Source organism: Joostella sp., from assembly GCF_048266025.1.
In the GTDB taxonomy this organism is placed as follows: domain Bacteria; phylum Bacteroidota; class Bacteroidia; order Flavobacteriales; family Flavobacteriaceae; genus Galbibacter; species Galbibacter atrarenae.
Window position 1 is genome coordinate 1,056,549 of sequence record NZ_JBLXAF010000001.1, and the last position, 21,727, is coordinate 1,078,275.

General features: G+C 33.4%; 18 protein-coding genes. 9 read left to right on the top strand and 9 right to left on the bottom strand.

Annotated elements, in window-relative coordinates:
- Positions 1-49: 49 nt before the first annotated feature.
- The 7 genes from ACN0TY_RS04490 (at position 50) to ACN0TY_RS04520 (ending at position 10,640) form a co-directional block, all read left to right on the top strand.
- Positions 50-859: a glycogen/starch synthase gene (locus ACN0TY_RS04490; RefSeq protein ID WP_417443523.1), complete on the top strand. Its 810-nt coding sequence runs from the start codon at positions 50-52 to the stop codon at positions 857-859.
- 18 nt (positions 860-877) lie between these two features.
- Positions 878-2,506, top strand: coding sequence for a DUF4270 domain-containing protein (locus ACN0TY_RS04495; protein ID WP_417443524.1), 1,629 nt, complete (start codon positions 878-880; stop codon positions 2,504-2,506).
- Positions 2,507-2,522: 16 nt separating this feature from the next.
- Positions 2,523-4,370 (top strand): glutamine--fructose-6-phosphate transaminase (isomerizing), encoded by a 1,848-nt coding sequence (gene glmS, locus ACN0TY_RS04500; protein WP_417443525.1) that lies wholly within the window; start codon positions 2,523-2,525, stop codon positions 4,368-4,370.
- 399 nt (positions 4,371-4,769) lie between these two features.
- A complete protein-coding gene (atpD, locus tag ACN0TY_RS04505) occupies positions 4,770-6,278 on the top strand; it encodes a F0F1 ATP synthase subunit beta (RefSeq protein WP_236957860.1) in 1,509 nt (502 codons plus the stop codon).
- Positions 6,279-6,310: 32 nt separating this feature from the next.
- Positions 6,311-6,589 (top strand): F0F1 ATP synthase subunit epsilon, encoded by a 279-nt coding sequence (locus tag ACN0TY_RS04510; RefSeq protein WP_417443526.1) that lies wholly within the window; start codon positions 6,311-6,313, stop codon positions 6,587-6,589.
- Between the two features lie 369 nt (positions 6,590-6,958).
- A complete protein-coding gene (locus ACN0TY_RS04515) occupies positions 6,959-8,560 on the top strand; it encodes a discoidin domain-containing protein (RefSeq protein WP_417443527.1) in 1,602 nt (533 codons plus the stop codon).
- Positions 8,561-9,038: 478 nt separating this feature from the next.
- Positions 9,039-10,640 (top strand): discoidin domain-containing protein, encoded by a 1,602-nt coding sequence (locus tag ACN0TY_RS04520; RefSeq protein WP_417443528.1) that lies wholly within the window; start codon positions 9,039-9,041, stop codon positions 10,638-10,640.
- Positions 10,641-10,730: 90 nt separating this feature from the next.
- Here the strand turns inward: ACN0TY_RS04520 and ACN0TY_RS04525 are convergent, their stop codons facing one another.
- The 7 genes from ACN0TY_RS04525 to trmB all read right to left on the bottom strand — a co-directional run bounded on the left by ACN0TY_RS04525 (position 10,731) and on the right by trmB (position 15,631).
- Positions 10,731-11,060 carry a 2Fe-2S iron-sulfur cluster-binding protein gene (locus ACN0TY_RS04525; protein WP_236957862.1) on the bottom strand — a complete coding sequence of 110 codons (330 nt, stop codon included), beginning with the start codon at positions 11,058-11,060 and terminating at the stop codon, positions 10,731-10,733.
- Positions 11,061-11,150: 90 nt separating this feature from the next.
- Positions 11,151-12,203 carry an NAD(P)/FAD-dependent oxidoreductase gene (locus tag ACN0TY_RS04530; RefSeq protein ID WP_417443529.1) on the bottom strand — a complete coding sequence of 351 codons (1,053 nt, stop codon included), beginning with the start codon at positions 12,201-12,203 and terminating at the stop codon, positions 11,151-11,153.
- A gap of 187 nt (positions 12,204-12,390) precedes the next feature.
- Positions 12,391-12,630: a NifU family protein gene (locus tag ACN0TY_RS04535; RefSeq protein ID WP_236957864.1), complete on the bottom strand. Its 240-nt coding sequence runs from the start codon at positions 12,628-12,630 to the stop codon at positions 12,391-12,393.
- 11 nt (positions 12,631-12,641) lie between these two features.
- A complete protein-coding gene (locus tag ACN0TY_RS04540) occupies positions 12,642-13,772 on the bottom strand; it encodes a P-loop NTPase (protein WP_417443530.1) in 1,131 nt (376 codons plus the stop codon).
- A 212-nt stretch (positions 13,773-13,984) separates the two neighbouring features.
- Positions 13,985-14,311, bottom strand: a complete 327-nt coding sequence (locus ACN0TY_RS04545) for an MGMT family protein (RefSeq protein WP_417443531.1) — start codon at positions 14,309-14,311, stop codon at positions 13,985-13,987.
- A gap of 4 nt (positions 14,312-14,315) precedes the next feature.
- The gene (locus ACN0TY_RS04550; protein WP_417443532.1) at positions 14,316-14,957 is read right to left on the bottom strand and encodes a LysE family transporter; all 642 of its coding nucleotides are present in this window, start codon (positions 14,955-14,957) and stop codon (positions 14,316-14,318) included.
- Entirely contained in the window at positions 14,957-15,631 is a 675-nt protein-coding gene (trmB, locus tag ACN0TY_RS04555; protein WP_236957868.1) for a tRNA (guanosine(46)-N7)-methyltransferase TrmB, read from the bottom strand. Before trmB ends, ACN0TY_RS04550 begins: the two co-directional genes overlap by 1 nt.
- A 70-nt stretch (positions 15,632-15,701) precedes the next feature.
- Here trmB and ACN0TY_RS04560 point away from each other — a divergent pair, with 70 nt between their 5' ends.
- On the top strand, positions 15,702-16,754 hold the full coding sequence (locus tag ACN0TY_RS04560) for a glycosyltransferase (RefSeq protein WP_417443533.1): 1,053 nt from the start codon (positions 15,702-15,704) through the stop codon (positions 16,752-16,754).
- Here ACN0TY_RS04560 and ACN0TY_RS04565 read toward each other — a convergent pair.
- Positions 16,728-17,777, bottom strand: coding sequence for a sensor histidine kinase (locus ACN0TY_RS04565; RefSeq protein WP_417443534.1), 1,050 nt, complete (start codon positions 17,775-17,777; stop codon positions 16,728-16,730). The two genes, ACN0TY_RS04560 and ACN0TY_RS04565, sit on opposite strands and share 27 nt — an antisense overlap.
- A gap of 123 nt (positions 17,778-17,900) precedes the next feature.
- Positions 17,901-18,587: a response regulator transcription factor gene (locus tag ACN0TY_RS04570; protein ID WP_236957871.1), complete on the bottom strand. Its 687-nt coding sequence runs from the start codon at positions 18,585-18,587 to the stop codon at positions 17,901-17,903.
- Between the two features lie 279 nt (positions 18,588-18,866).
- On the opposite strand from ACN0TY_RS04570, the gene ACN0TY_RS04575 reads away from it, so the two are divergent.
- Positions 18,867-21,689, top strand: a complete 2,823-nt coding sequence (locus ACN0TY_RS04575; RefSeq protein ID WP_417443535.1) for a TonB-dependent receptor domain-containing protein — start codon at positions 18,867-18,869, stop codon at positions 21,687-21,689.
- Positions 21,690-21,727: the final 38 nt, after the last annotated feature.

The window sequence follows — 21,727 nt, forward strand, 5'->3', positions numbered from 1 at the left end:
TGTATTTTTGCGTCCTTTAAAGATTAGTCTAAAGAAACAAATTGATTTTATGACAGACAAAAGAGTATTATTTGTCGCTTCAGAAATGGTTCCTTACTTACCGGAAAATGAAGTGTCTTCAATGGCTTACGAAAGCCCACGAATGGTGAATGATAGAGGTGGACAAATACGAATCTTTATGCCTCGTTTTGGTAATATTAATGAGAGAAGGCATCAGTTGCATGAGGTTATCCGATTATCAGGAATGAACCTTGTAGTTAACGATATGGATATGCCGCTTATTATAAAAGTTGCCTCTATTCCTAAGGAGAGAATACAGGTGTATTTTATCGATAACGAAGAATATTTTAAGCGTAAAGCTACTTTCACAGATGAAGATGGAAACTTGTTTCCAGATAACGATGAACGAGCAATATTCTTTGCAAAAGGGGTTGTAGAAACAGTAAAGAAACTTAATTGGAATCCAGATATTATCCATGTTCATGGATGGATGGCTTCCTTACTTCCTTTATATTTAAAGAAATACTATGCAGATGAGCCTTTGTTTGCAGATAGTAAAATAGTAACCTCTGTTTACAACAAAGGGTTCGAAGGAACGTTAGACAAAGAAATGATTAATAAGGTGAAGTTTGATGGTGTTGATGAAGAAACAATTAAGCCGCTAGAAGATCCTACGTATAGCAATCTTTTGAAAGTTGCTGTAGATCATTCTGATGCTGTAATTGTTGCTTCTGAAGAATTGCCAGAAGATTTGAAAGCTCATATCGATTCTTTAGATGTTCCTGTGCAACCACATGTTTCAATTTACGAATTTGAAGAAGCTTACAACACATTTTACGAAACCAAAGTATTAAGTTAATCTAAACGATAAATGAAGATGAATTTAAAAGGAGGTAATGTATTATCTGCATTATTTGTAATAGGTGTTATTGCTTTTTTTACTGCTTGTGAAAGAGATTATAATACTATCGGTGTGGATTTAGTTGATGAGGGAGATATAAATGCCAGTAAAGTCACTTATGATGTATTTGCATACAATAGAAAGCTAAACGGAGTTCGTACAAATGGACTTTCTTCCTATTTATTGGGAGAATATACACATCCAGTTTATGGTGTTTCCAAAACTTCTTTTGCAGCACAGTTGTCTTTAACAAGTGGAGATCCTGTTTTTGGTTCTAATTCTCAGTCTACAGAAAATTCTTCAGCAGACGAAGCGGAAAATGAAAGAGTTACGGCAGTATATTTAAATATTCCATTTTTTAGCACTGCATTAACTGATACTACAGATTTAGGAGAAGAAGAGCCAAAGCCATATAGGGTGGATTCTATTGTTGGTAATAGAGACGCGGCTTTTACACTTAGGGTGAATGAGTACACTAAATACCTACGAGATTTAGATCCAGAGAGTAATTTTCAAGAATCTCAAGAATATTTTTCAGATGAAGATCCTGCTCCTTATGTGAGTACAGTTTTATTTGATGAAACATATGAAGTAGATGAGACAGAAATCTTATTCTTTAATGATGAAGATGATCCAGATACAGAAGATGTTGATGAGTCTGCAATTCCTTCAGAAAGGCTTACGCCTCGTATTCGCGTAGCTTTAGATAGTCAATTTTTTCAAGAGAAAATATTGGATAACGAAGGTCAGAGTGTGTTAACAAGTCAGAGTAATTTCAAAGAGTTTCTAAGAGGAATTTATATTTCTGCTGAAATGCCTAATAGTGATCTCGCAATGTTGCTTAATGTTAATAGCGCTTATGTGGAGATTGAATATGATTACGATAGTACAACTGATGGCGAAACAACTGTAGAGAGTAGTACTTATAGATTGCCAATGTCTGGTAATAAAATAAATTATATTAATGAGTCAGCATATCCTCAGTCTATTTTAGATCAATTTAATGATGCAAATGCTTCTAGGCTTTATGTTAATGGGGCTGCAGGAAGTTATGCAGAATTAAATATGTTGGGAGGAGCGCCAGATGTAACAACTGCTTTTCAAGAAGCAAAAGAACAAGGTTGGCTTATAAACGAGGCAAATTTGATTTTTTATGTTGATAAGTCTGCTCTTTCGGAGGAGTCAGATATTACATTGCCTCCTAGAATGTATTTATACGATCTTGGTAATGGAAGAACATTAACAGATTATAGTAGAGATTTAGTTGGGAATACAGGAGTTGATTCAACTAGTTATAGTGTCTATGGTGGTATTTTAGATGAGGATAATGATGTAGGGCCACGTTATAAGTTTAGACTTACAGAGTATGTAAATGATATTGTTCGTAATGATTCTACTAATGTTAAGTTAGGATTAACAACTACGAATAATATTGCTAACATTTTAAACGTGTCTGCATTTAATCAAGAAGAAGAAATAGAATTACCCCAAGCTTCAATAACGAATCTTTACGGAACAGTGTTTTACGGAAATAATGTTCCGGCAAGCGAAGATGAAAGTAAATTACAGCTTGAAATTTACTATACAGAAACAAAGAGTAATTAACCTAAAAAATTAATGTATGTGTGGGATTGTTGGATATATAGGTCCTAGAGAGGCTTATCCGATTGTTATTAAGGGATTAGAAAGATTAGAATATAGAGGGTATGATAGTGCTGGAGTTGTGCTTTACAATGAAGGAGATACATACCTTTGTAAAACTAAAGGAAAAGTAGCAGACCTCAAAGAAAAAGCTTCTTCGGAAGGAATTACTAAAGGAAATATTGCAATAGGACACACAAGATGGGCTACACATGGAGTTCCTAATGATGTGAATGCACATCCACATTATTCTAATTCTGGAAATTTAGTTATCATCCATAATGGAATCATTGAAAACTACGGTTCTATTAAAAAGGCACTTATAGAAAGAGGATATACTTTTAAATCGGATACAGATACCGAGGTTTTAGTAAATCTAATTGAAGATATTAAAATAAACGAAGGTGTAAAGCTTGGAAAAGCTGTTCAGATAGCTTTAAATCAAGTGATAGGAGCTTATGCAATTGCTGTTTTTGATAAAACAAAGCCAGACGAAATTGTAACAGCAAAGTTAGGGAGTCCTCTTGCTATTGGAGTAGGAGAAGATGAGTTTTTCATTGCTTCTGATGCTTCTCCATTTATAGAATTTACAAATAATGCTATTTATTTGGAAGATGAGCAAATGGCGATTGTTCGTTTAGGTCGTGATGTTAAAATCCGTCAAATAAAGGATGATAAGCCTATTGCTCCTTATGTTCATGAGCTACAATTAAGTTTAGAGCAGATTGAAAAAAATGGTTATGACCATTTTATGCTGAAAGAAATTCATGAGCAACCTGAAGCTATAAAAGATACATATCGTGGCCGACTTCGAATTAACGAAGGGATTATTAAAATGGCTGGAATCGAAGATAATCTTGAACGAATTATAAATGCAAATAGAATCATTATTGTTGCTTGTGGGACATCATGGCATGCAGGTTTAGTTGCAGAATATATTTTTGAGGACCTTATCCGTATTCCTGTAGAAGTAGAATATGCTTCAGAATTTAGATATAGAAATCCAGTTATAACGTCTAAAGATGTTGTGATAGCGATTTCCCAATCTGGAGAGACTGCAGATACACTAGCGGCTATTAAATTGGCTAAGCAGAATGGAGCATTTGTATTTGGAGTTTGTAATGTAGTAGGTTCTTCAATTGCTAGAGAATCACATGCAGGGGCATACACACATGCAGGTCCTGAAATTGGAGTAGCTTCCACAAAAGCTTTTACAACGCAAATAACATTACTTACTTTAATCGCTTTAAAATTAGCGCAGTCTAAAGGAGCGATCTCTAAAACTGATTTCCATAAATACCTTGCGGAGATGGAGGCGATTCCATCAAAAGTAGAGGAGAGTTTAAAATTAGATGCACAGATTGAAGAGATCTCTGCGGTTTATAAAGATTCGCCTAACTTTCTGTATTTAGGACGTGGATATAATTTCCCAGTAGCCTTAGAAGGAGCATTGAAGCTTAAAGAGATTTCGTATATCCATGCGGAAGGGTATCCAGCTGCAGAAATGAAGCACGGACCTATTGCTTTAATTGATGAGCAGATGCCAGTTGTGGTAATAGCAACAAAGAAAGGGCATTACGAAAAGGTTGTTAGTAATATCCAGGAGATAAAATCTAGAAAAGGTAAAATCATTGCTGTAGTTACTGAAGGTGATACTGAAGTGAAATCGATGGCAGATTATGTAATTGAAGTTCCAGAAACTATTGAAGGTTTAACTCCGTTGTTAACTACAATTCCATTGCAGTTGCTTTCTTATCATATTGCTGTTATGAGAGGTTGTAATGTAGATCAGCCAAGAAATCTTGCAAAATCCGTGACGGTAGAATAGTTTTTATTGCCTTAAATAAATTTCTATACTATATATAATTGCTCTTATGTAAAAATCATTTTTACATAAGAGCAATTTTTTTGATGATACTTCTTTTTCCATTTATTGGTGTCAGTTTATTTTATGTTGAAATAGTGACGATGAAAAAATATATTATATTTTTGGAATTATAAGATTGATTTTGCGTATTTGTTATAAAAATGGGTCGAGGTGCTATTTCTGTGTTGACTTTGTAACTTTCAAAAGTTCAGCTAACTAGAAGAATGAAAAAAAAATGCATATTTTGACTTATTTTTTCAATTAAAAATATATCTTTGCACCGCGAAAAAAGGCTCAATTAACTATAATTTTTTGTTCATTTTTCAGCAAATAAAAAGCTTAACATTAAACACTTAAGTAATGTCTAAAATTACAGGTAAAGTTTTACAAATTATTGGTCCAGTTGTAGACGTAGTATTTAATTCTGAATCAGAATTACCAAATATTTACGATTCTTTGGAAATTGATAGAAAAGATGGTTCAAAATTAGTACTTGAAGTACAATCTCATGTTGGAGAGGATACGGTAAGAACTATTTCGATGGACTCTACAGATGGTTTAAGTAGAGGTGCAGAAGTAGTTGCTACTGGAAACCCAATTAAAATGCCGATCGGAGACGATGTTTACGGACGTTTGTTTAATGTTATTGGTGATGCTATTGATGGAATTGGAGACTTGCCAAAAACTGGTGAGAATGGACTTTCAATCCACAGAGAAGCACCTAAATTTGAAGATTTAACAACTTCTACTGAAGTACTTTTTACAGGTATTAAAGTAATTGACCTTATTGAGCCTTATGCAAAAGGAGGTAAGATTGGTCTTTTTGGAGGAGCGGGTGTAGGTAAAACTGTACTTATCCAGGAGTTAATTAATAATATAGCAAAAGGTCACGGTGGTTTATCAGTATTTGCTGGTGTAGGAGAACGTACGCGTGAAGGAAATGACCTTTTAAGAGAGATGCTAGAATCTGGTATTATAAGATACGGTGACGATTTTATGCACTCTATGGAAGAAGGTGGATGGGATCTTACTAAAGTTGATAAATCAGCTTTAAAGGAATCTAAAGCTACTTTCGTATTTGGACAGATGAATGAGCCTCCAGGAGCACGTGCTCGTGTAGCTTTATCTGGACTTACTATTGCTGAGTATTTCCGTGATGGTTCTGGTGAAGGACAAGGAAAAGATGTACTTTTCTTCGTTGATAACATTTTCCGTTTTACACAAGCTGGTTCTGAGGTGTCTGCACTTCTTGGACGTATGCCATCTGCGGTAGGTTACCAACCAACATTAGCAACAGAGATGGGTGCGATGCAAGAACGTATTACATCAACAAAAAGAGGATCTATTACATCTGTACAAGCGGTATACGTACCTGCGGATGATTTAACGGATCCAGCTCCAGCAACAACATTTGCCCATTTAGATGCTACTACAGTACTTTCTAGAAAAATTGCTGAGCTTGGTATTTACCCAGCGGTAGATCCATTGGATTCTACATCAAGAATTCTTTCTGCTGATGTATTAGGTAAAGAGCATTATGCATGTGCACAAAATGTAAAAGAGCTTTTACAACGTTATAAAGAGTTACAAGATATTATTGCTATCCTAGGTATGGAAGAACTTTCTGAAGAAGATAAGTTAGCAGTATCTAGAGCAAGACGTGTACAGCGTTTCTTATCTCAGCCTTTCCACGTAGCAGAACAGTTTACAGGTCTTAAAGGAGTTTTAGTTGATATTAAAGATACTATCAAAGGATTTAATATGATTATGGATGGAGAGCTAGATCACCTTCCAGAAGCTGCTTTTAACTTAAAAGGAACTATCGAGGAAGCTATTGAAGCTGGAGAGAAAATGCTTGCTCAGGCTTAATAAGCTTAGCGATTAATTTAAATTAAGTAACTATGTATCTTGAAATAGTAACACCAGAAGCAACATTATTTAGTGGAGACGTTACTTCTGTAGCCGTTCCAGGTGTTGATGGGGAGTTTCAAATGTTAGATAATCACGCGCCTATAGTTTCTATTTTAGGAAAAGGTAATGTGAAGATTTACGGAGATGTAAAAATTGATAAAGCTTACGCTTCTAAGTTTTCTAAAGGAGAAAAAGGAGAAACTGTTTTACCAATTTCTAGCGGAACTGTAGAGATGAATAATAATAAAGTAATTGTTCTTGCAGATTAATTTTTAGTAAGGATAAACATTTATAATTTTTAAAAGCGTCACAAATCTTGTGACGCTTTTTTTTGCTTTTATATCTACTCCTAGAGTATCTCTTATATGCTCTTTAAGCACTTATTTATAATCTTCTGCCTAACCATTCATAATATAACAATATATGTTTCTATGTTTTGTTTATAACATATTTTGCTGTCTGTTCTACTTTTTATACATGAGATAAAGATATTACGTATTAATATGTAAAAAATATACTACTGACTGGCATCATAAGTTCATAACTGTAAGTTTTTATATTTCGTTTAGTTTTTAAATGTTATTTATTTCTCTTATATTGAGAATATATACTATTCAAATAACCAAAAACTTTCGCTTATGAAATTTAATTACAAAATACCGAATTTTAAATTGTTAATGTTAGCCTTTGCGATAGGCTGTTTTTTTGCTTCCTGTGATTTAGATGGAGAAACTATGGGAGGTCAAGAAGAGATTAATGAAGATCAATTGTCTGTAGATGGCCAGAAACAATTGAACGTAATTTATTTTTTACCTAACGACACTGAGCCTTATGATAATTATGAAGAAAGACTTTCTAAAGCTCTAATTCACGTTCAAGGTTACTATGCTAAAGAAATGGAATCTCATGGCTTTGGTCATAGAAGATTTGGTCTTCAGGAAGATGACAGTATTCCAGGTCAAGTTAAAATTCACCTTCTTCGTGGAGAAGAACCTAGAGCATCTTATCCATATAAGGGTGGAGGTGTAAAGATAAAACGTGAAGTTCAGCAGTTTTATCAGCAAAACCCAGATTTGAAAACTAGTGAACATTATATGATTTTTATTCCACGTTATGATATTGGTGTGCCTTTTTATGGTCTTGGGCGGTATGCGTTTATTAGGGATTATGAAAATGGATATGATATGGATAAGTGGGAAGAAGGAATTGGTTTTCCTACCAAGGATGATAGGTATCTAGGAGGACTTATACATGAGTTGGGTCATGGTTTAAATTTACGACATAATGAGGAGAAGGCTACGGATGATTTTATTTCAATGATGGGAAATGGTAATAATAAATATTGGAAGCGACCAGATGATATTAAATTAACAAAGGCTACATCATTGACTTTAAGATATAATGAGATTTTTAATGTTAACTCTCCAATTGATTATTATGTAGATCAGCCAGAGGTTGAGATTAAGAAAGCAAGAATGTATGCAGATAATCAAAATTTACATATTGATATGAGCTTTTCATCTACCATTGAAGTTGGTGGTGTTATTGCTTATAATGACCCTAAAACCAGTCCTGGAGATGCTGATTATAATGCTGCAACATGGACAACTACAGATATTATGAATGATAATGGGAATAAAAAGGTGTCTTTTACAATCCCTTTAAATGGAATAAAGGATGAGTATAAGGAGTTTCCCTTTTTGCTAAAATTTAGACTTGTGCACGTTAATGGTATAAAAACAACTTTTAGTCATCCATATAATTTTGTTGACGGTAAACCAGATATAGATATTGATTATGAATTATATGATCATATTAGTAGAGATAATTGGTTAATTGAAGAGGTTTCTCATGAGGATCCTAATTTTTCTAGTTCAGGTGGTTTAGCCATTAATACACTTGATGGAGATTTGAGTACGGTTTGGCATACGGGGTATCAGACTGCATATGATCATCCTCATCATATTGTCATTAATATGGGACAAATGGAAACTTTACGTGGAATCTCTATGGTTCAAAACCAAGATAATACTAATGGAATGATAAGAGACTTTAAAGTTTTTACCTCTTCTGATAATATAACTTATACGGAGGTAGGAACTTTCGAAGCCACAGCGTCTATTGCGAGGCAACAATTCTCTTTTGATAACCCTGTAGAGGCCAAGTATTTTAAAATTTACTCTACTAGTTCATATAATAATAGGCCTGTAACTAGAGTTGCTGAAATCAATGCGTTTTAATTTTTTTTAATTTAGTTTAGTAGTACAAAAGGTCGATTGGAATTTCCAATCGACCTTTTTTTAATTATTAATGATCTTGTAATATAATCTAGCTGAATTAAAGTTTGAGTGTACTAGTGATCTAAGTATGTGTAGGAGTTCATAATGTGTGTAAAAAGCTGCTCCTTTTATATTTTTATAATTAGCATGGGTAGTTATTTTACTGGCTAAACTTATCTCTTATCATCCCGTTACTATGTTTTTAAACGAATTATAACAAAACTTAGTGTAAATTTTATATTAATAACATGTATGCTATGAAATGATATTATTTGTACATATAAGAAAATGACTTCTAGTAATTGTGTTAAAATCCTACAATGTTTATGGGTTAAAAATTACGATAAAAAATATTGTTGCTTTCGATTAGTTTTTATTTGTTAGTTTTTAGTTCTAAATTTAGAGTATATAAAACATTAACAACCAAAAACTTATGTTTATGAAATTAAAATTAAAATTCCCAAATTTTAAACTATTTACTGTAGCTGTTATGCTTAGTAGTATTATTGCTTCCTGTGATCTTATAGGAGATACAATGGGCAACGGAGGTGTAATAAATGAAGACGAATTATCTGTTGATGGTCAGAAGCAATTAAATGTTATTTATTTCCTTCCTAATGACACTGAGCCTCATGATAATTACGAGGAAAGACTTTCCAGAGCCTTAGTTCATGTTCAAGGCTACTATGCTAAAGAAATGGAATCTTATGGTTTTGGTCATAGGAGATTTGGTCTTCAAGAGGATGATAGTATTCCGGGGCAAGTTAAAATTCATCTCATTCATGGAGATCAACCAAGGTCTTATTATCCATATTCTGGAGGAGGGGCTAAGGCTAAAAAAGAAATTGATCAGTACTTTCAAGAAAACCCTGATTTAAAAACTAGTGAACACTATTTGATTTTTATTCCTCATTATGACGTTGGGGTTCCTTTTTATGGACTTGGAAAGTACGCATTTGTTAGAGATTATGAAAATGGTTATGATATGGATAAATGGGAAGAAGGTATTGGGTTCCCTACAATTGATGATAAATGGATTGGTGGTCTAATACATGAGTTAGGTCATGGTCTAAATTTACCACACAACGCAGAAAAGGCCTCTGATGATTTTATCGCAATGATGGGCACAGGTAATAATAAGTACTGGCAACAACCAGAAAATATAAACCTAACTAAAGCTTCATCATTAATTTTAAGATATAATGAAATCTTTAATGTTCATCCTCCATTTGTATTTTATGCAGATGAACCTGAGTTTGATATTAAATCTCAAAGACTCTATGCAGATAATGAGAATCTATACGTAGATATTAGTTTTACATCTTCGATTCCTGTAGGAGGAGTTATTGCTTATAACGATCCTAAGAAAAGTGCTGGTGATGCAGACTATAATGCAATTACGTGGACTACTACGGATATAACTTCACAAAATGGAAATAAAAAAGTTTCTTTTACGATCCCTTTAAGTGGAATTAATGAAGAATATAAAGAGTTTCCATTTGATTTAAAAATAAATTTTGTTCATGTTAATGGTACAACAACTAAGCTTGCTCATAAGTATGATTTTGTTGGAGGAAAGCCAGATATAGACGTTACATATGAAAGATATGATGATATAAACAGAGTTGGTTGGTCAATTGAAGAAGTCTCTCATGAAGATCCTAACTTTTCTAGTACAGGAGGTTTAGCTATTAATGCTCTTGATGGAGATTTAAGTACAGTATGGCATACGGGATATCAAACTACATATGCTCATCCTCATCATATTGTCATTAATATGGGACAAATGGAAACTTTACGTGGAATCTCTATGGTTCAAAACCAAGATAATAATAATGGAATGATTAGAGATTTTAAAGTGCTTGTGTCCTCTGATAATGTAACATATACGGAAGTAGGTGCTTTTGAAGCCTCGACCTCCATGACTAGGCAACAGTTCGTTTTTGATGCTCCTGTAGATGCTAAGTATTTTAAAATCTATTCTACAAGTTCATATAATAATAGACCTGTAACTAGAATAGCTGAAATTAATGCGTTTTAATACTTTCATATAAGTTTTATAAAACTAAAAAGGTCGATTGGGAATTCCAATCGACCTTTTGTTATTTAGGTATGTTTTAAAGCTCTTGTTTTAAGACTCAGGAGCAAGTTCAACTTCCAGCCCATCTAGGTCGAAAGTCATTTGTATCTGGCATCCTAGGCGGCTATTTTCTTTTACATTAAAAGCTTCTGCTAACATTAAGTCTTCATCATAACTCATTTCTGGTAGTTTATGGTCAGATTCTACATAGCATTGGCATGAGGCGCACATTGCCATTCCACCACAAATTCCTATGGTTCCTTCTGGAGCAAGTTCGTAAGAACGTACAACTTCCATTAAATTCATAGCCATATCTGTAGGTGCTTGAATTTCATGAACTTCTCCTTCTCGATCTTTTATTTTAATTGTAATATCAGACATATGATTGCTTTTATAAAGCCACAAAAATAATTAAAACTTCAGTATTAATTGCAATTACTCTAGTAAAATGGTAGAGATTTGTAGAAATAATTAGTTAATCGATTTAACTACAGCTTTTTCTGCTTCTTTTCTACTTCCATCAAAACCATCTACACCACTAACAGTGGTATATTTCATTACATATTTTTTATCAGGGAAAATTCTTTTGTATGCACTTTGGCACATTAATGTAGCTTCGTGGAAACCACAAAGAATAAGTTTTAATTTTCCAGGATACGTATTTACATCACCAATAGCATATACGCCTGGGATGTTGGTTTGGTAATCTAATGTATTATCAACTTTAATAGCGTTTTTCTCTATTTCTAACCCCCAGTTAGCAATAGGTCCTAGTTTTGGAGAAAGTCCGAATAATGGGATAAAATGATCTAATTCTTGTATGAATTCTTCTCCATCTCTTTTGATGGTGATACTCTCCAGCTTTTCTTTTCCGTTAAGTCCAGTAACTTCAGCAGGTGTAACTAGATTTATTTTTCCAGCTTTTTTTAGTTCTTCTACTTTTTCAACAGAATCTAATGCACCTCTAAATTCATTTCTACGATGAATTAAGGTAACTTCGGAAGCAACATCGGCTAAGAAAATACTCCAATCCAATGCAGAATCTCCTCCTCCTGCAATGGCTACTCTTTTATTACGGTATAATTCTGGATCTCGAATAATATATTCTACTCCTTTATCTTCGTAATCGGTTATGTTTTCTAATTGTGGCTTTCTAGGCTCAAAGCTTCCTAATCCACCTGCAATAGCAACAACTTTTGCATGATGTTTAGTTCCTTTGTTAGTAGTTACAATAAAGGTTTCATCTTCCTGTTTTTCTATAGTTTCTGCTCTTTCTCCTAAAGTAAAACCAGGCTCAAAAGATTCTATCTGTTTCATAAGGTTTGAAACAAGGTCTCCAGCGAGTACTTCTGGGAATCCAGGGATATCATAAATTGGTTTTTTAGGATAAATTTCTGAGCATTGCCCGCCAGGTTGAGGTAATGCATCTATAAGATGGCATTTCAACTTTAATAATCCGGCTTCGAAAACAGTGAATAGACCTGTTGGGCCAGCTCCTATTATAAGGATATCTGTTTTAATCATTGTAACGTAACTTTTAAAGGCAAATTTATAATTGATTTGCCTCTCTTAATATGATATTTATCATTTTGCGTAAGGGATTGCGCTATTTGTTTGAGCTCTCTTTGGCATGAAATGCCTAGAAGCGAGTAGCAAAAGCCCAGTTTTTAAATTAACTGCGATAGCGAGTTAATATAAAAATACGCCCAAATTATTCTACATTTATAACTTGTTCTATTTGTGGAACATGTTTTTTGATAGTTAATTCCACACCACTTTTAAGCGTCATTTGGTTTACACTGCACCCAACGCAAGCACCTTCTAATCTTACTTTTACAATCTTGTCATTTTCTATAGATACAAGACTGATGTCTCCACCATCACTTTTTAAAAAAGGTCTGATTTCTTCTAGTGCTTTTTCGATGTTTACTTTAATATCTTCCGACGTCATCTCTTTATAAATTATTTCTTATTAACGGGTGAGCAACCTGCCATAGTTGTTATTTTGATTGCTTCAGTAGGAGGTAAGCTTTTGTTTCTACTTACCACTTCTTGAACTATATTTTTGGTAATATCTTTAAAAGAAACCTCTAATGGGGTACCCTCTTGCAATGCAGCAGGACGACCAACATCTCCAGCCTCACGGATGCTTTGTACTAAAGGAATTTCTCCTAAAAAAGGTACATTTAAGTCATTAGATAAGTTTTTTGCACCTTCCTTACCGAATATATAATACTTATTATCTGGTAACTCTTCTGGAGTGAAATATGCCATATTTTCTACGATTCCGAGCACTGGTACATTAATACTTTCTTGTTGGAACATGGCAACTCCCTTTTTAGCATCTGCAAGGGCCACATTTTGCGGAGTACTCACTACAACCGCCCCAGTGATAGGAAGCGCTTGCATGATACTTAGGTGAATGTCTCCAGTTCCTGGAGGTAAATCGATTAAAAGAAAATCTAAATCTCCCCAGGCTGCATCAAAAATCATTTGATTTAATGCTTTTGAAGCCATAGGTCCTCTCCAAATTACAGCTTGATTTGGCTGTGTAAAGAAACCGATAGAAAGTATTTTTACACCATAACTTTCAATAGGTTTCATTTTAGACTTACCATCTACATTGATGGCAAGTGGTTTTTCATTTTCCACATCAAACATAATAGGCGCAGATGGTCCATATACATCAGCATCTAAAAGACCAACCTTGAAGCCCATTTTAGAAAGTGTAACTGCTAAATTAGAAGTAACGGTAGATTTTCCTACACCACCTTTACCAGAAGCAACAGCTATAATATTTTTTATTCCAGGGATAGATTTCCCTTTTATTTCTGGTTTTTCTGGCGCTTCAACTTTTACATTAACTTTTACTTTCGCCTTTTGAAATACTTTATCGTGAATTGTTTTTAAAACCTCAACTTCAGTTTTTTTCTTTGCTTGTAAACTTGGATTATTGATAGTGATATCTACAACCACCTCATCGCCGAAAATCATTATATTGGTAACGGCTCCACTTTCTATCATGTTCTTTCCTTCACCAGGAGCAGAAATCGTTTCTAGAGCTTTTACTACTTCTTTCTTATCTATTTTCATGGACAATTCTTCTTATTTATAACCTCTTAGAAATGAGGATTCTATTTTAAACTGATTCTAAATTACAAAGATAAGGATTAAAAATTAGAAGTTAATTGATGTACGTTATGAAGTTGGAATGAAAATTACTTCTAATATAAAGAATGGTGTAGGAGGTTTTAAAGTTAATGTGCTTTTGATTATTTGAAGATTGTAAAAGGTATATTTTGTACCTAAAGTTCTATCGCAGGATCCCAGAAGATTTTTTCGAATTCTTGAATTTGATTATCAATTACGAGAACACCTTCGCTTTCTAATAATTGTTGCATTAAGTTAGTGCCTTGAAAGTGATGTTTCCCTGTAAGAACACCTTTTCTATTAACAACCCGATGTGCAGGTACATTTTCTTTCAAACCGCTTCCATTCATGGCATAACCAACCATGCGTGCACTTCTAGCAGCACCGAGGTATTTTGCGATAGCACCGTAAGAAGTAACTCTTCCGTAGGGTATTAAACTCGCAACTTCATAAACACGGTCAAAGAAATTCTGCTCTTCCATTTTTTTATGAATAAAATAAACGAATGAAAGTAATTATGAGCAGTACCGCCATTAAAGCACTTAAAATATAATCGGAGTACCGAGCAAAGGAGTCTGTTCGCTCTTGAAGTTTATCGAAATAAAAAACATACATATAAAGCATTGCAAATGTTCCGAGGCCAGCTGCAATTATAAAAACTAGAATATCCCAAAGTTGGAATTTAATCCACCCAGAAACATTCCAAGCAGCGTTGAGTCCACAGAAATAAGCGATAGGAAGTACATTTAGTGCTGAAATAAGCATTCCTTTTAAGAATACATTTTTCTTACTTTCTTCAATTTTCACATTTCTGGACTGTTGTTTTACATTTTTTTTTCGCTTGGCTAGAATAAAAAAGTAGATGGCAAAAAAAGCAAAAACTACCAATGCTATTTTCAGGAGGATGTCTATTACATTAGGGTTTTTATAAAGATACTTAGAAATTAAAACCCCAATATAAGCCTGAAGGATTACTGTAGTAGAAGCGCCAGCTGCAAACACCATTCCTTTTGTTTTCCCTTTCTTGGCACTCGTTTTTGCGGTGGTAATATTTATAAGCCCTGGAAATACTACCGCCATAAGAGCTGCAGAAAAAGTAGCAAAAAAAAGGATGAATAAATGCGACATTAGTTAGTTTTAAACTTAATATAAGTAATTGGTTTGTCTTTTTCTAGGTATTGCTTTTCATAGAAAGTCTGGATAGAGGTGACTTCTTCAGGGCTTCCTTCATTTTTGTAAATATGGTGATTAGCATATAATACCTCATATCCTAAACCATGGAGCAGCCCCAATGTATAACCATGCATAAACTCGCTGTCTGTTTTTAAATGTACGATGCCGTCTTTATTTAAAACCTTATTGTAACGCGTTAAGAAATCGGCGTTTGTAAGCCTATGTTTTGTGCGTTTATATTTTATTTGAGGATCTGGGAATGTAATCCAAATCTCATCAATTTCATTTTCAGCAAATAAATATTCTATAAGTTCTATTTGCGTTCTTATAAAGGCAACGTTATTTAAGTTTTCTTCCACAGAAGTTTTAGCACCGCGCCAGAAACGAGCTCCTTTTATATCTACTCCGATATAATTTTTATTTGGATTACGCTGTGCTAAATTAACGGTGTATTCTCCCTTTCCACAACCTAATTCTAGAACAATGGGGTTGTTATTTTTAAAGAATTCTTTATTCCATTTCCCTTTAAGGTCAAAACCTTTGGTTACTAATTCATCGCGCGTAGGTTGAAATACATTCGAGAATGTTTCATTTTCTTTAAAGCGCTTTAGTTTGTTTTTACTCCCCACAACAATTATTTAATTAAAAGACAAAATTAAGGAAATCTTTCACAGGGAAAAATTAAGTTGATTTGTAGTTATGATTAAAAAGAAAAGAATTTTGGTAGCCCCCTTAAATTGGGGCTTGGGGCATGCTACAAGATGTATTCCTATAATAAGAGCTTTACTTTTAGAGGGTTTTGAACCTATTATTGCTTCGGATGGGGAGGCTTATAATTTATTAAAAAAGGAATTTCCTGCCTTAGAATTTATAGAAATGCCTTCGTATAAAATAAAGTATGCTGAAAAGGGAAAGCATTTTAAGCTTAAAATGCTTTGGGATTCACCAAAAATTCTAAAAGCCATAAAAAAGGAAAAGAAACGTACCAAAGAGCTAGTTAAAGAATTGAAGCTTGATGGGATTATTTCAGATAATCGTTTAGGAGTGTATTCTAAAAAGGTTCCTTCTGTTTTTATAACACATCAATTAAATGTACTTACAGGAAATACGACGTGGTTTAGTTCTGAAATGCATCAGAAAATAATCAAGAAATTTAACGAATGTTGGGTTCCCGATGTTGCTGGAGAACCAAATTTGAGTGGTCGTTTAGGGCATCTTAAAAAAGAAAGTAATACGTTAAAATATATAGGACCATTAAGTAGATTGGAGAAAAGGGCATTACCTATTAAATATCAGCTTATGGTTGTAATTTCTGGTCCGGAGCCACAACGGTCGTTGTTAGTAAATCGTCTTTTAGAAGAGGTGACAGAGTTTGATGGGAAAGTGCTTTTTATAAAAGGTAAAATAGAAGAAAATCAGCAAGTTATAGAACAAGGAAATTGTACGATTTATAATTATATGAATTCTGAGCAGTTAGAAAATGCCTTTAATGAAAGTGAAGTAATAATTTCTAGATCTGGTTATACAACGGTATTAGACCTTGCTAAGCTTGGAAAAAAAGCTTTTTTTATTCCTACACCCGGGCAATATGAACAAGAATATTTAGCTGAGCGTTTACAAGAATCTCAATTTGTTCCTTATTGCACACAAGATGATTTTAGTATTGAAATGCTAAAAAGGGTGAACGATTATAACGGGTTGGTTGGTTTTGAATCTGATTTTAACTTACGAAGTTTGTTTGGACTTTTCTAACGTGAATGAAAATTCTGAACCTACTCCATATACACTCTCTACATATATTTTTTCTTTGTGAGCCTCTATAATGTGTTTCACAATAGAAAGACCTAATCCAGAGCCACCTTCTTTTCTGCTACCACTTTTATCAACACGATAAAAACGCTCGAAGAGGCGTGGGATATTTTGTTTTTCAATCCCTTCTCCGTTATCTGTAACTCTAATAATAACTTTATTTTTTATAAGATTTTCAATGCTAATCTCTGTAGTACCACCCTCTTTTCCATATTTTATTGAGTTTACAATGAGATTAGTTAATACCTGTTGTATGCGTTCTCTATCTCCATGAACATAAATAGGTTTTTGATATTCTTGATCGAAAGTAAGGGTGATTTTCTTTTTAGCAGCTTTCATTTCCATGAGATCGAAAGTATTTTGAGTAAGCTCTACGATATCAAAATCAGCATGTTCAAGATGAAGGTCTCCAGCTTCAAGTTTGGTAATCATATCCAAATCTTTCACAATATAGATAAGGCGTTCTACGCCTTTATTAGCTCTGCCTAGATATTTTTTTCGGATAGCTTTATCTTCCATGGCGCCATCTAAAAGCGTTAAAATATAACCTTGTACGGTAAATAGTGGCGTTTTTAGCTCATGAGAAACGTTCCCTAGAAACTCTTTACGATATACTTCTCGGATTTTAAGAGTTTCGATTTCTAATTTTTTATTTGCAGCGAATTTTTCAATTTCCTCAGTTAGCGTTTTCATATCCGTCGTTACCGGCTGGTCTTGGAACGTTGTAGATTCTAATAGCGATACATCATCATAGATTCTTTTAACACGCTTATAGATAAATTTTTCTGCTCTATATTGAATGATAAAAAATGATAAGATGAAAATGATAGCTATAAATAAAAATATGGAAATTGGACTATAAAGGTCAAAATAATAGAATAGACAGATGACAATTGCAGCACAAATAGTAATCATTCCAGAAGAACGTAGTGCAAAACGATATGATTTTTTAAGCTTGGTTTTCAATAGGTTTTTATTTGAGAAAATAAAGTTACAATAATTAAGAAAACTAATACTCCACGTATAAATTGCGAAGTATTAGTTTTAATTTTTGGTAGCTTATTAAGCCGTTATTTGTTGTGATGTAGTTTATAAAACGAATTTATAACCAACACCTTTTACTGTCTTAAAATGATCGTCTCCAATTTTTTCACGGAGTTTTCTGATATGAACATCGATAGTTCTACCACCAACAATAACCTCGTTACCCCATACTTTGTCTAGTATTTCATCTCTTTTGAATACTTTTCCTGGGCGACTTGCTAAAAGTGATAGCAATTCAAACTCTTTTCTAGGTAGGATAATCTCCTCTCCAGCTTGAATGATTTTATATTCATCACGATTAATAGTGATGTCTCCAACTTTTACAATACTCTCTACCGTTTCTTCATCGTCTTTTAGACGACGAAGTAAAGATTTTACTTTACTAATAAGGACTTTTGGTTTGATAGGTTTTGTGATGTAATCGTCTGCACCAGCATCGAAACCGGCTACTTGAGAGTAATCTTCTCCGCGAGCTGTAAGAAAGGTAACAATTGTATCTTTTAAATCGTTAGACTTTCTAATGTGTTCACAAGTTTCAATCCCATCCATTTCGGGCATCATTACATCGAGAATAATAAGATGTGGTTTTTCCTTTTTGGCTTTGGCAATTGCTTCAACTCCATTTTTAGCTGTAGAAACATTGTAACCTTCAGTAGATAAGTTGTATCCTACAATTTCTAAAATATCCGGTTCGTCGTCGACCAAAAGGATTTTAATTTCCCTCTTTTTCATCTGTATTATAAAGTTTAGTTATGTCTAGCTTCTTTTTTCAGCAAGAACAGTTTTTAAAGTTGATTCATTAAGATAACTAAAACATTTTTAATGATTTAAATGCTTGTTGAGTTATTCTTTCAGACGTCAAAAGTAAAGATAATATTAAAATATGAAAGCACTTAACGTTGATTTAATATGGTAACATAAATGTAACATTGGACTGGCTTATGTTTAACATGCGGATAACTTTCTTTTTGGATATCGCTTGTTTATTTGCAGCGGAATTAAAATCAAACAATGAAACATTTATTTACATTATTAATACTGTTTGTTAGCGCACTAACCATGGCGCAAGAAACTACAGGTTCTATAATTGGTGTTATTACCGATAAAGAAATGAATAACGATCCGTTACCATTTGCCAATGTTCAAATAAGCGGAGCCACAAAAGGGACAACAACCGATATGGATGGGTTGTATGAAATTAGTGGTATTACCCCTGGAACTTATACAATTGTTATTAGCTTTATAGGTTACGAAACATTGCAGGTTCCAAACATTAAAGTAGAAGCAGGGAAAGTTACAGAGCTTAATACAGCTTTAGGAGCTGGAAGTGTAAGTTTAGATGAAGTAGTTGTAACAACAACTGCCCGTAGAGATTCTGAAACAGCTCTATTATTGGATCAGAAAAAAGCGGTAGAAATAAAAACATCTATTGGTGCTCAAGAATTATCTAGAAAAGGGGTAAGTGATGCTGCTGGTGCCGTAGCGAAAATTTCTGGAGTTTCTAAGCAAGAAGGATCTAGTAACGTTTATGTAAGAGGGCTTGGGGATAGATATTTAAATACAACATTAAATGGACTCTCGTTACCTTCAAATGATGTTAACAAGAAAAATATAGATTTAGATTTATTCTCTTCAGATATAATAGAAAGTGTTTCTGTTAGCAAAGCATATTCTACAGGTCAATATGGAGACTTTTCAGCGGGGAATATAGATGTTTCTTCGAAAGTATATAAGGGAAAGCAAATGTTTGAGATCGCATTAAGTGAGAGTATCAATACGAATGCTATCGGAGAAGATTTTGTGAGAAGTGAAGGTACTGGATTTTTTGGATATTATGGGAGATATGATCATAACCCATTTGCTGTAGTTCTTTCTCATGGCGTTGATCCTGTTTCTGTAGGAACACCTATAAATATAAGTTATGGAGGTTCAGCAGGTAAAACATTTGAGTTTTCAGATACTTCAAGACTAAGTATCTTTCTTACAGGTTCTTTTGATAATAAATATGAATATAGAGAAGGGTCTGCTGTAGATTATACGTTAACTGAGAAAAAGGCATTTGAAGATAATGCTAAAGAATATGATTATTCTACCACAACTACTGGGATGGCTAATGTTAATTATAGAATTAATGATCAAAATACACTTCAGTTTAATTCATTATTTATTAATAATTCATCAGATGTAGTTGGTTATTTTGGTACAGATGGGAAAGGGCGTAGTAGAGATGCTATCTTGAATACGGATGAAGGTTTCTATCAAATGAACGTACAGTTTGATCAAACGCAGTTCTATGTGAATCAACTTATAGGAACTCATGCTTCTGGAAAATTTAAATTAGATTGGGGTCTAGGTTATAATGTAGTTTATTCTGATCAGCCAGATAGAAAACGTATTACGTTAGAGAACTATCAATATGCTTTAGATGATGATACTCAAACAAATCCTACTTTTTATAGCAATACAGACTTTGATAATCAACGTTATTTTCAGAAGATTGAAGATGAGGAGTACAACGGAAGGTTTAATTTAGCTTACGATCTTTCTGAGGCTGTTAAGTTTAATTTTGGATATAACGCAAGAAGTAAAACAAGAGGATTTAGTAATATTAGATACGGATACGATATTATAGACACGAGTTATCCTGTAACTGATGTAAATAATATTAATGAAGACTTGTCTTTAGAACATCTTAATATTGCAGACAATCCAGACGCTGTTTATGAGCTTACGGTTATTAATAACATAGAAGGACAATCGAATACAAACCGTCCTGGATTAGCAGAAAATACATATGATGGTAAATTAGATATCTATGCTGGTTATGTAAATGCTGAAATTAATATCGGGAAAAAACTATTGGTAACTCCTGGTGTAAGATTAGAATCTTTTAATCAAGAAATTAGTTTTGATGTAATTAACTTAGGGTCTTTAGGGAATTCGAAAATCACATCTTATGATAATTTTGTTCTTCCTAGTTTAAATATTAAATATGGATTAACTGAAAATCAGAATTTGAGATTTTCAGCTAGTAAAACAGTATCTATTCCAGAATTCAAGGAAGTTGCACCTTTTGTTTATGAAGATATTTCTACACGTGTTGGAGGTAACCCAGACTTATTAGAAAAAGGTTTCTCTAAAATTTACAATTTCGATTTAAAATACGAATGGTTTATTAGTCCAGGAGAAATCTTCTCAATTTCAGCTTTTACGAAACAGATTAATGATCCTGTTAATCTTGTTGTTGGAGCTGATGCAACTGGTACCCAAAGATATTTTAGAACAGGAGATAAAGCAGAAGTATATGGAGTTGAACTTGAAGCTCGAAAAGATATATTAAAAAATAGCAATACGTCTTCTTTACTTTCATTTGGTTTGAATGGTACTTATATGCACACAAAACAAGACTTATATAGTCAGATTGATGGTGAATTTTATGATGTTAGTTTTCAAAAAGAGGAAGATGAATTACAAGGAGCCTCTCCATTTATAATGAATGCAGATCTTAATTTCTCACCAGTAATTGGCGAAAACTATAAGCCATCAATGAATGTAGTGTTTAATTACTTCTCTAATAGAATCGATGCTCTTGGTTCTGGACAATTAGGAAATATAATAGAAAAAGGAATTCCAACGCTAGATTTTATCTGGAGAAACGAAATTAAAGATAGCTTTCAAGTAAACCTTTCCGTAAGAAACTTGTTTAACCCATCAATAAAGTATTACAGAGAAACAACGCTTGGAGATGTTGTTGTGAACTCTGTAAACGGAAAAGGGGTTTCAGATTATAAAAGAGGACTAGACATCGGACTACAATTAAAATATCAATTCTAAACAAACATTATTCTTTTCAAATTTAAAATTATCAAACA

Excerpts from the sequence above, each read along its gene's own strand:
- ACN0TY_RS04535 (WP_236957864.1), bottom strand. The coding sequence starts at position 12,630 with ATGACGTCGGAAGATATTAAAGTAAACATCGAAAAAGCACTAGAAGAA.
- ACN0TY_RS04530 (WP_417443529.1), bottom strand. The coding sequence starts at position 12,203 with ATGATTAAAACAGATATCCTTATAATAGGAGCTGGCCCAACAGGTCTA.
- ACN0TY_RS04525 (WP_236957862.1), bottom strand. The coding sequence starts at position 11,060 with ATGTCTGATATTACAATTAAAATAAAAGATCGAGAAGGAGAAGTTCAT.
- atpD (WP_236957860.1), top strand. The coding sequence starts at position 4,770 with ATGTCTAAAATTACAGGTAAAGTTTTACAAATTATTGGTCCAGTTGTA.
- ACN0TY_RS04495 (WP_417443524.1), top strand. The coding sequence starts at position 878 with ATGAATTTAAAAGGAGGTAATGTATTATCTGCATTATTTGTAATAGGT.
- ACN0TY_RS04520 (WP_417443528.1), top strand. The coding sequence starts at position 9,039 with ATGAAATTAAAATTAAAATTCCCAAATTTTAAACTATTTACTGTAGCT.
- ACN0TY_RS04540 (WP_417443530.1), bottom strand. The coding sequence starts at position 13,772 with ATGAAAATAGATAAGAAAGAAGTAGTAAAAGCTCTAGAAACGATTTCT.
- ACN0TY_RS04550 (WP_417443532.1), bottom strand. The coding sequence starts at position 14,957 with ATGTCGCATTTATTCATCCTTTTTTTTGCTACTTTTTCTGCAGCTCTT.
- glmS (WP_417443525.1), top strand. The coding sequence starts at position 2,523 with ATGTGTGGGATTGTTGGATATATAGGTCCTAGAGAGGCTTATCCGATT.
- ACN0TY_RS04490 (WP_417443523.1), top strand. The coding sequence starts at position 50 with ATGACAGACAAAAGAGTATTATTTGTCGCTTCAGAAATGGTTCCTTAC.
- ACN0TY_RS04570 (WP_236957871.1), bottom strand. The coding sequence starts at position 18,587 with ATGAAAAAGAGGGAAATTAAAATCCTTTTGGTCGACGACGAACCGGAT.
- ACN0TY_RS04575 (WP_417443535.1), top strand. The coding sequence starts at position 18,867 with ATGAAACATTTATTTACATTATTAATACTGTTTGTTAGCGCACTAACC.
- ACN0TY_RS04515 (WP_417443527.1), top strand. The coding sequence starts at position 6,959 with ATGAAATTTAATTACAAAATACCGAATTTTAAATTGTTAATGTTAGCC.
- ACN0TY_RS04560 (WP_417443533.1), top strand. The coding sequence starts at position 15,702 with ATGATTAAAAAGAAAAGAATTTTGGTAGCCCCCTTAAATTGGGGCTTG.
- ACN0TY_RS04510 (WP_417443526.1), top strand. The coding sequence starts at position 6,311 with ATGTATCTTGAAATAGTAACACCAGAAGCAACATTATTTAGTGGAGAC.
- ACN0TY_RS04545 (WP_417443531.1), bottom strand. The coding sequence starts at position 14,311 with ATGGAAGAGCAGAATTTCTTTGACCGTGTTTATGAAGTTGCGAGTTTA.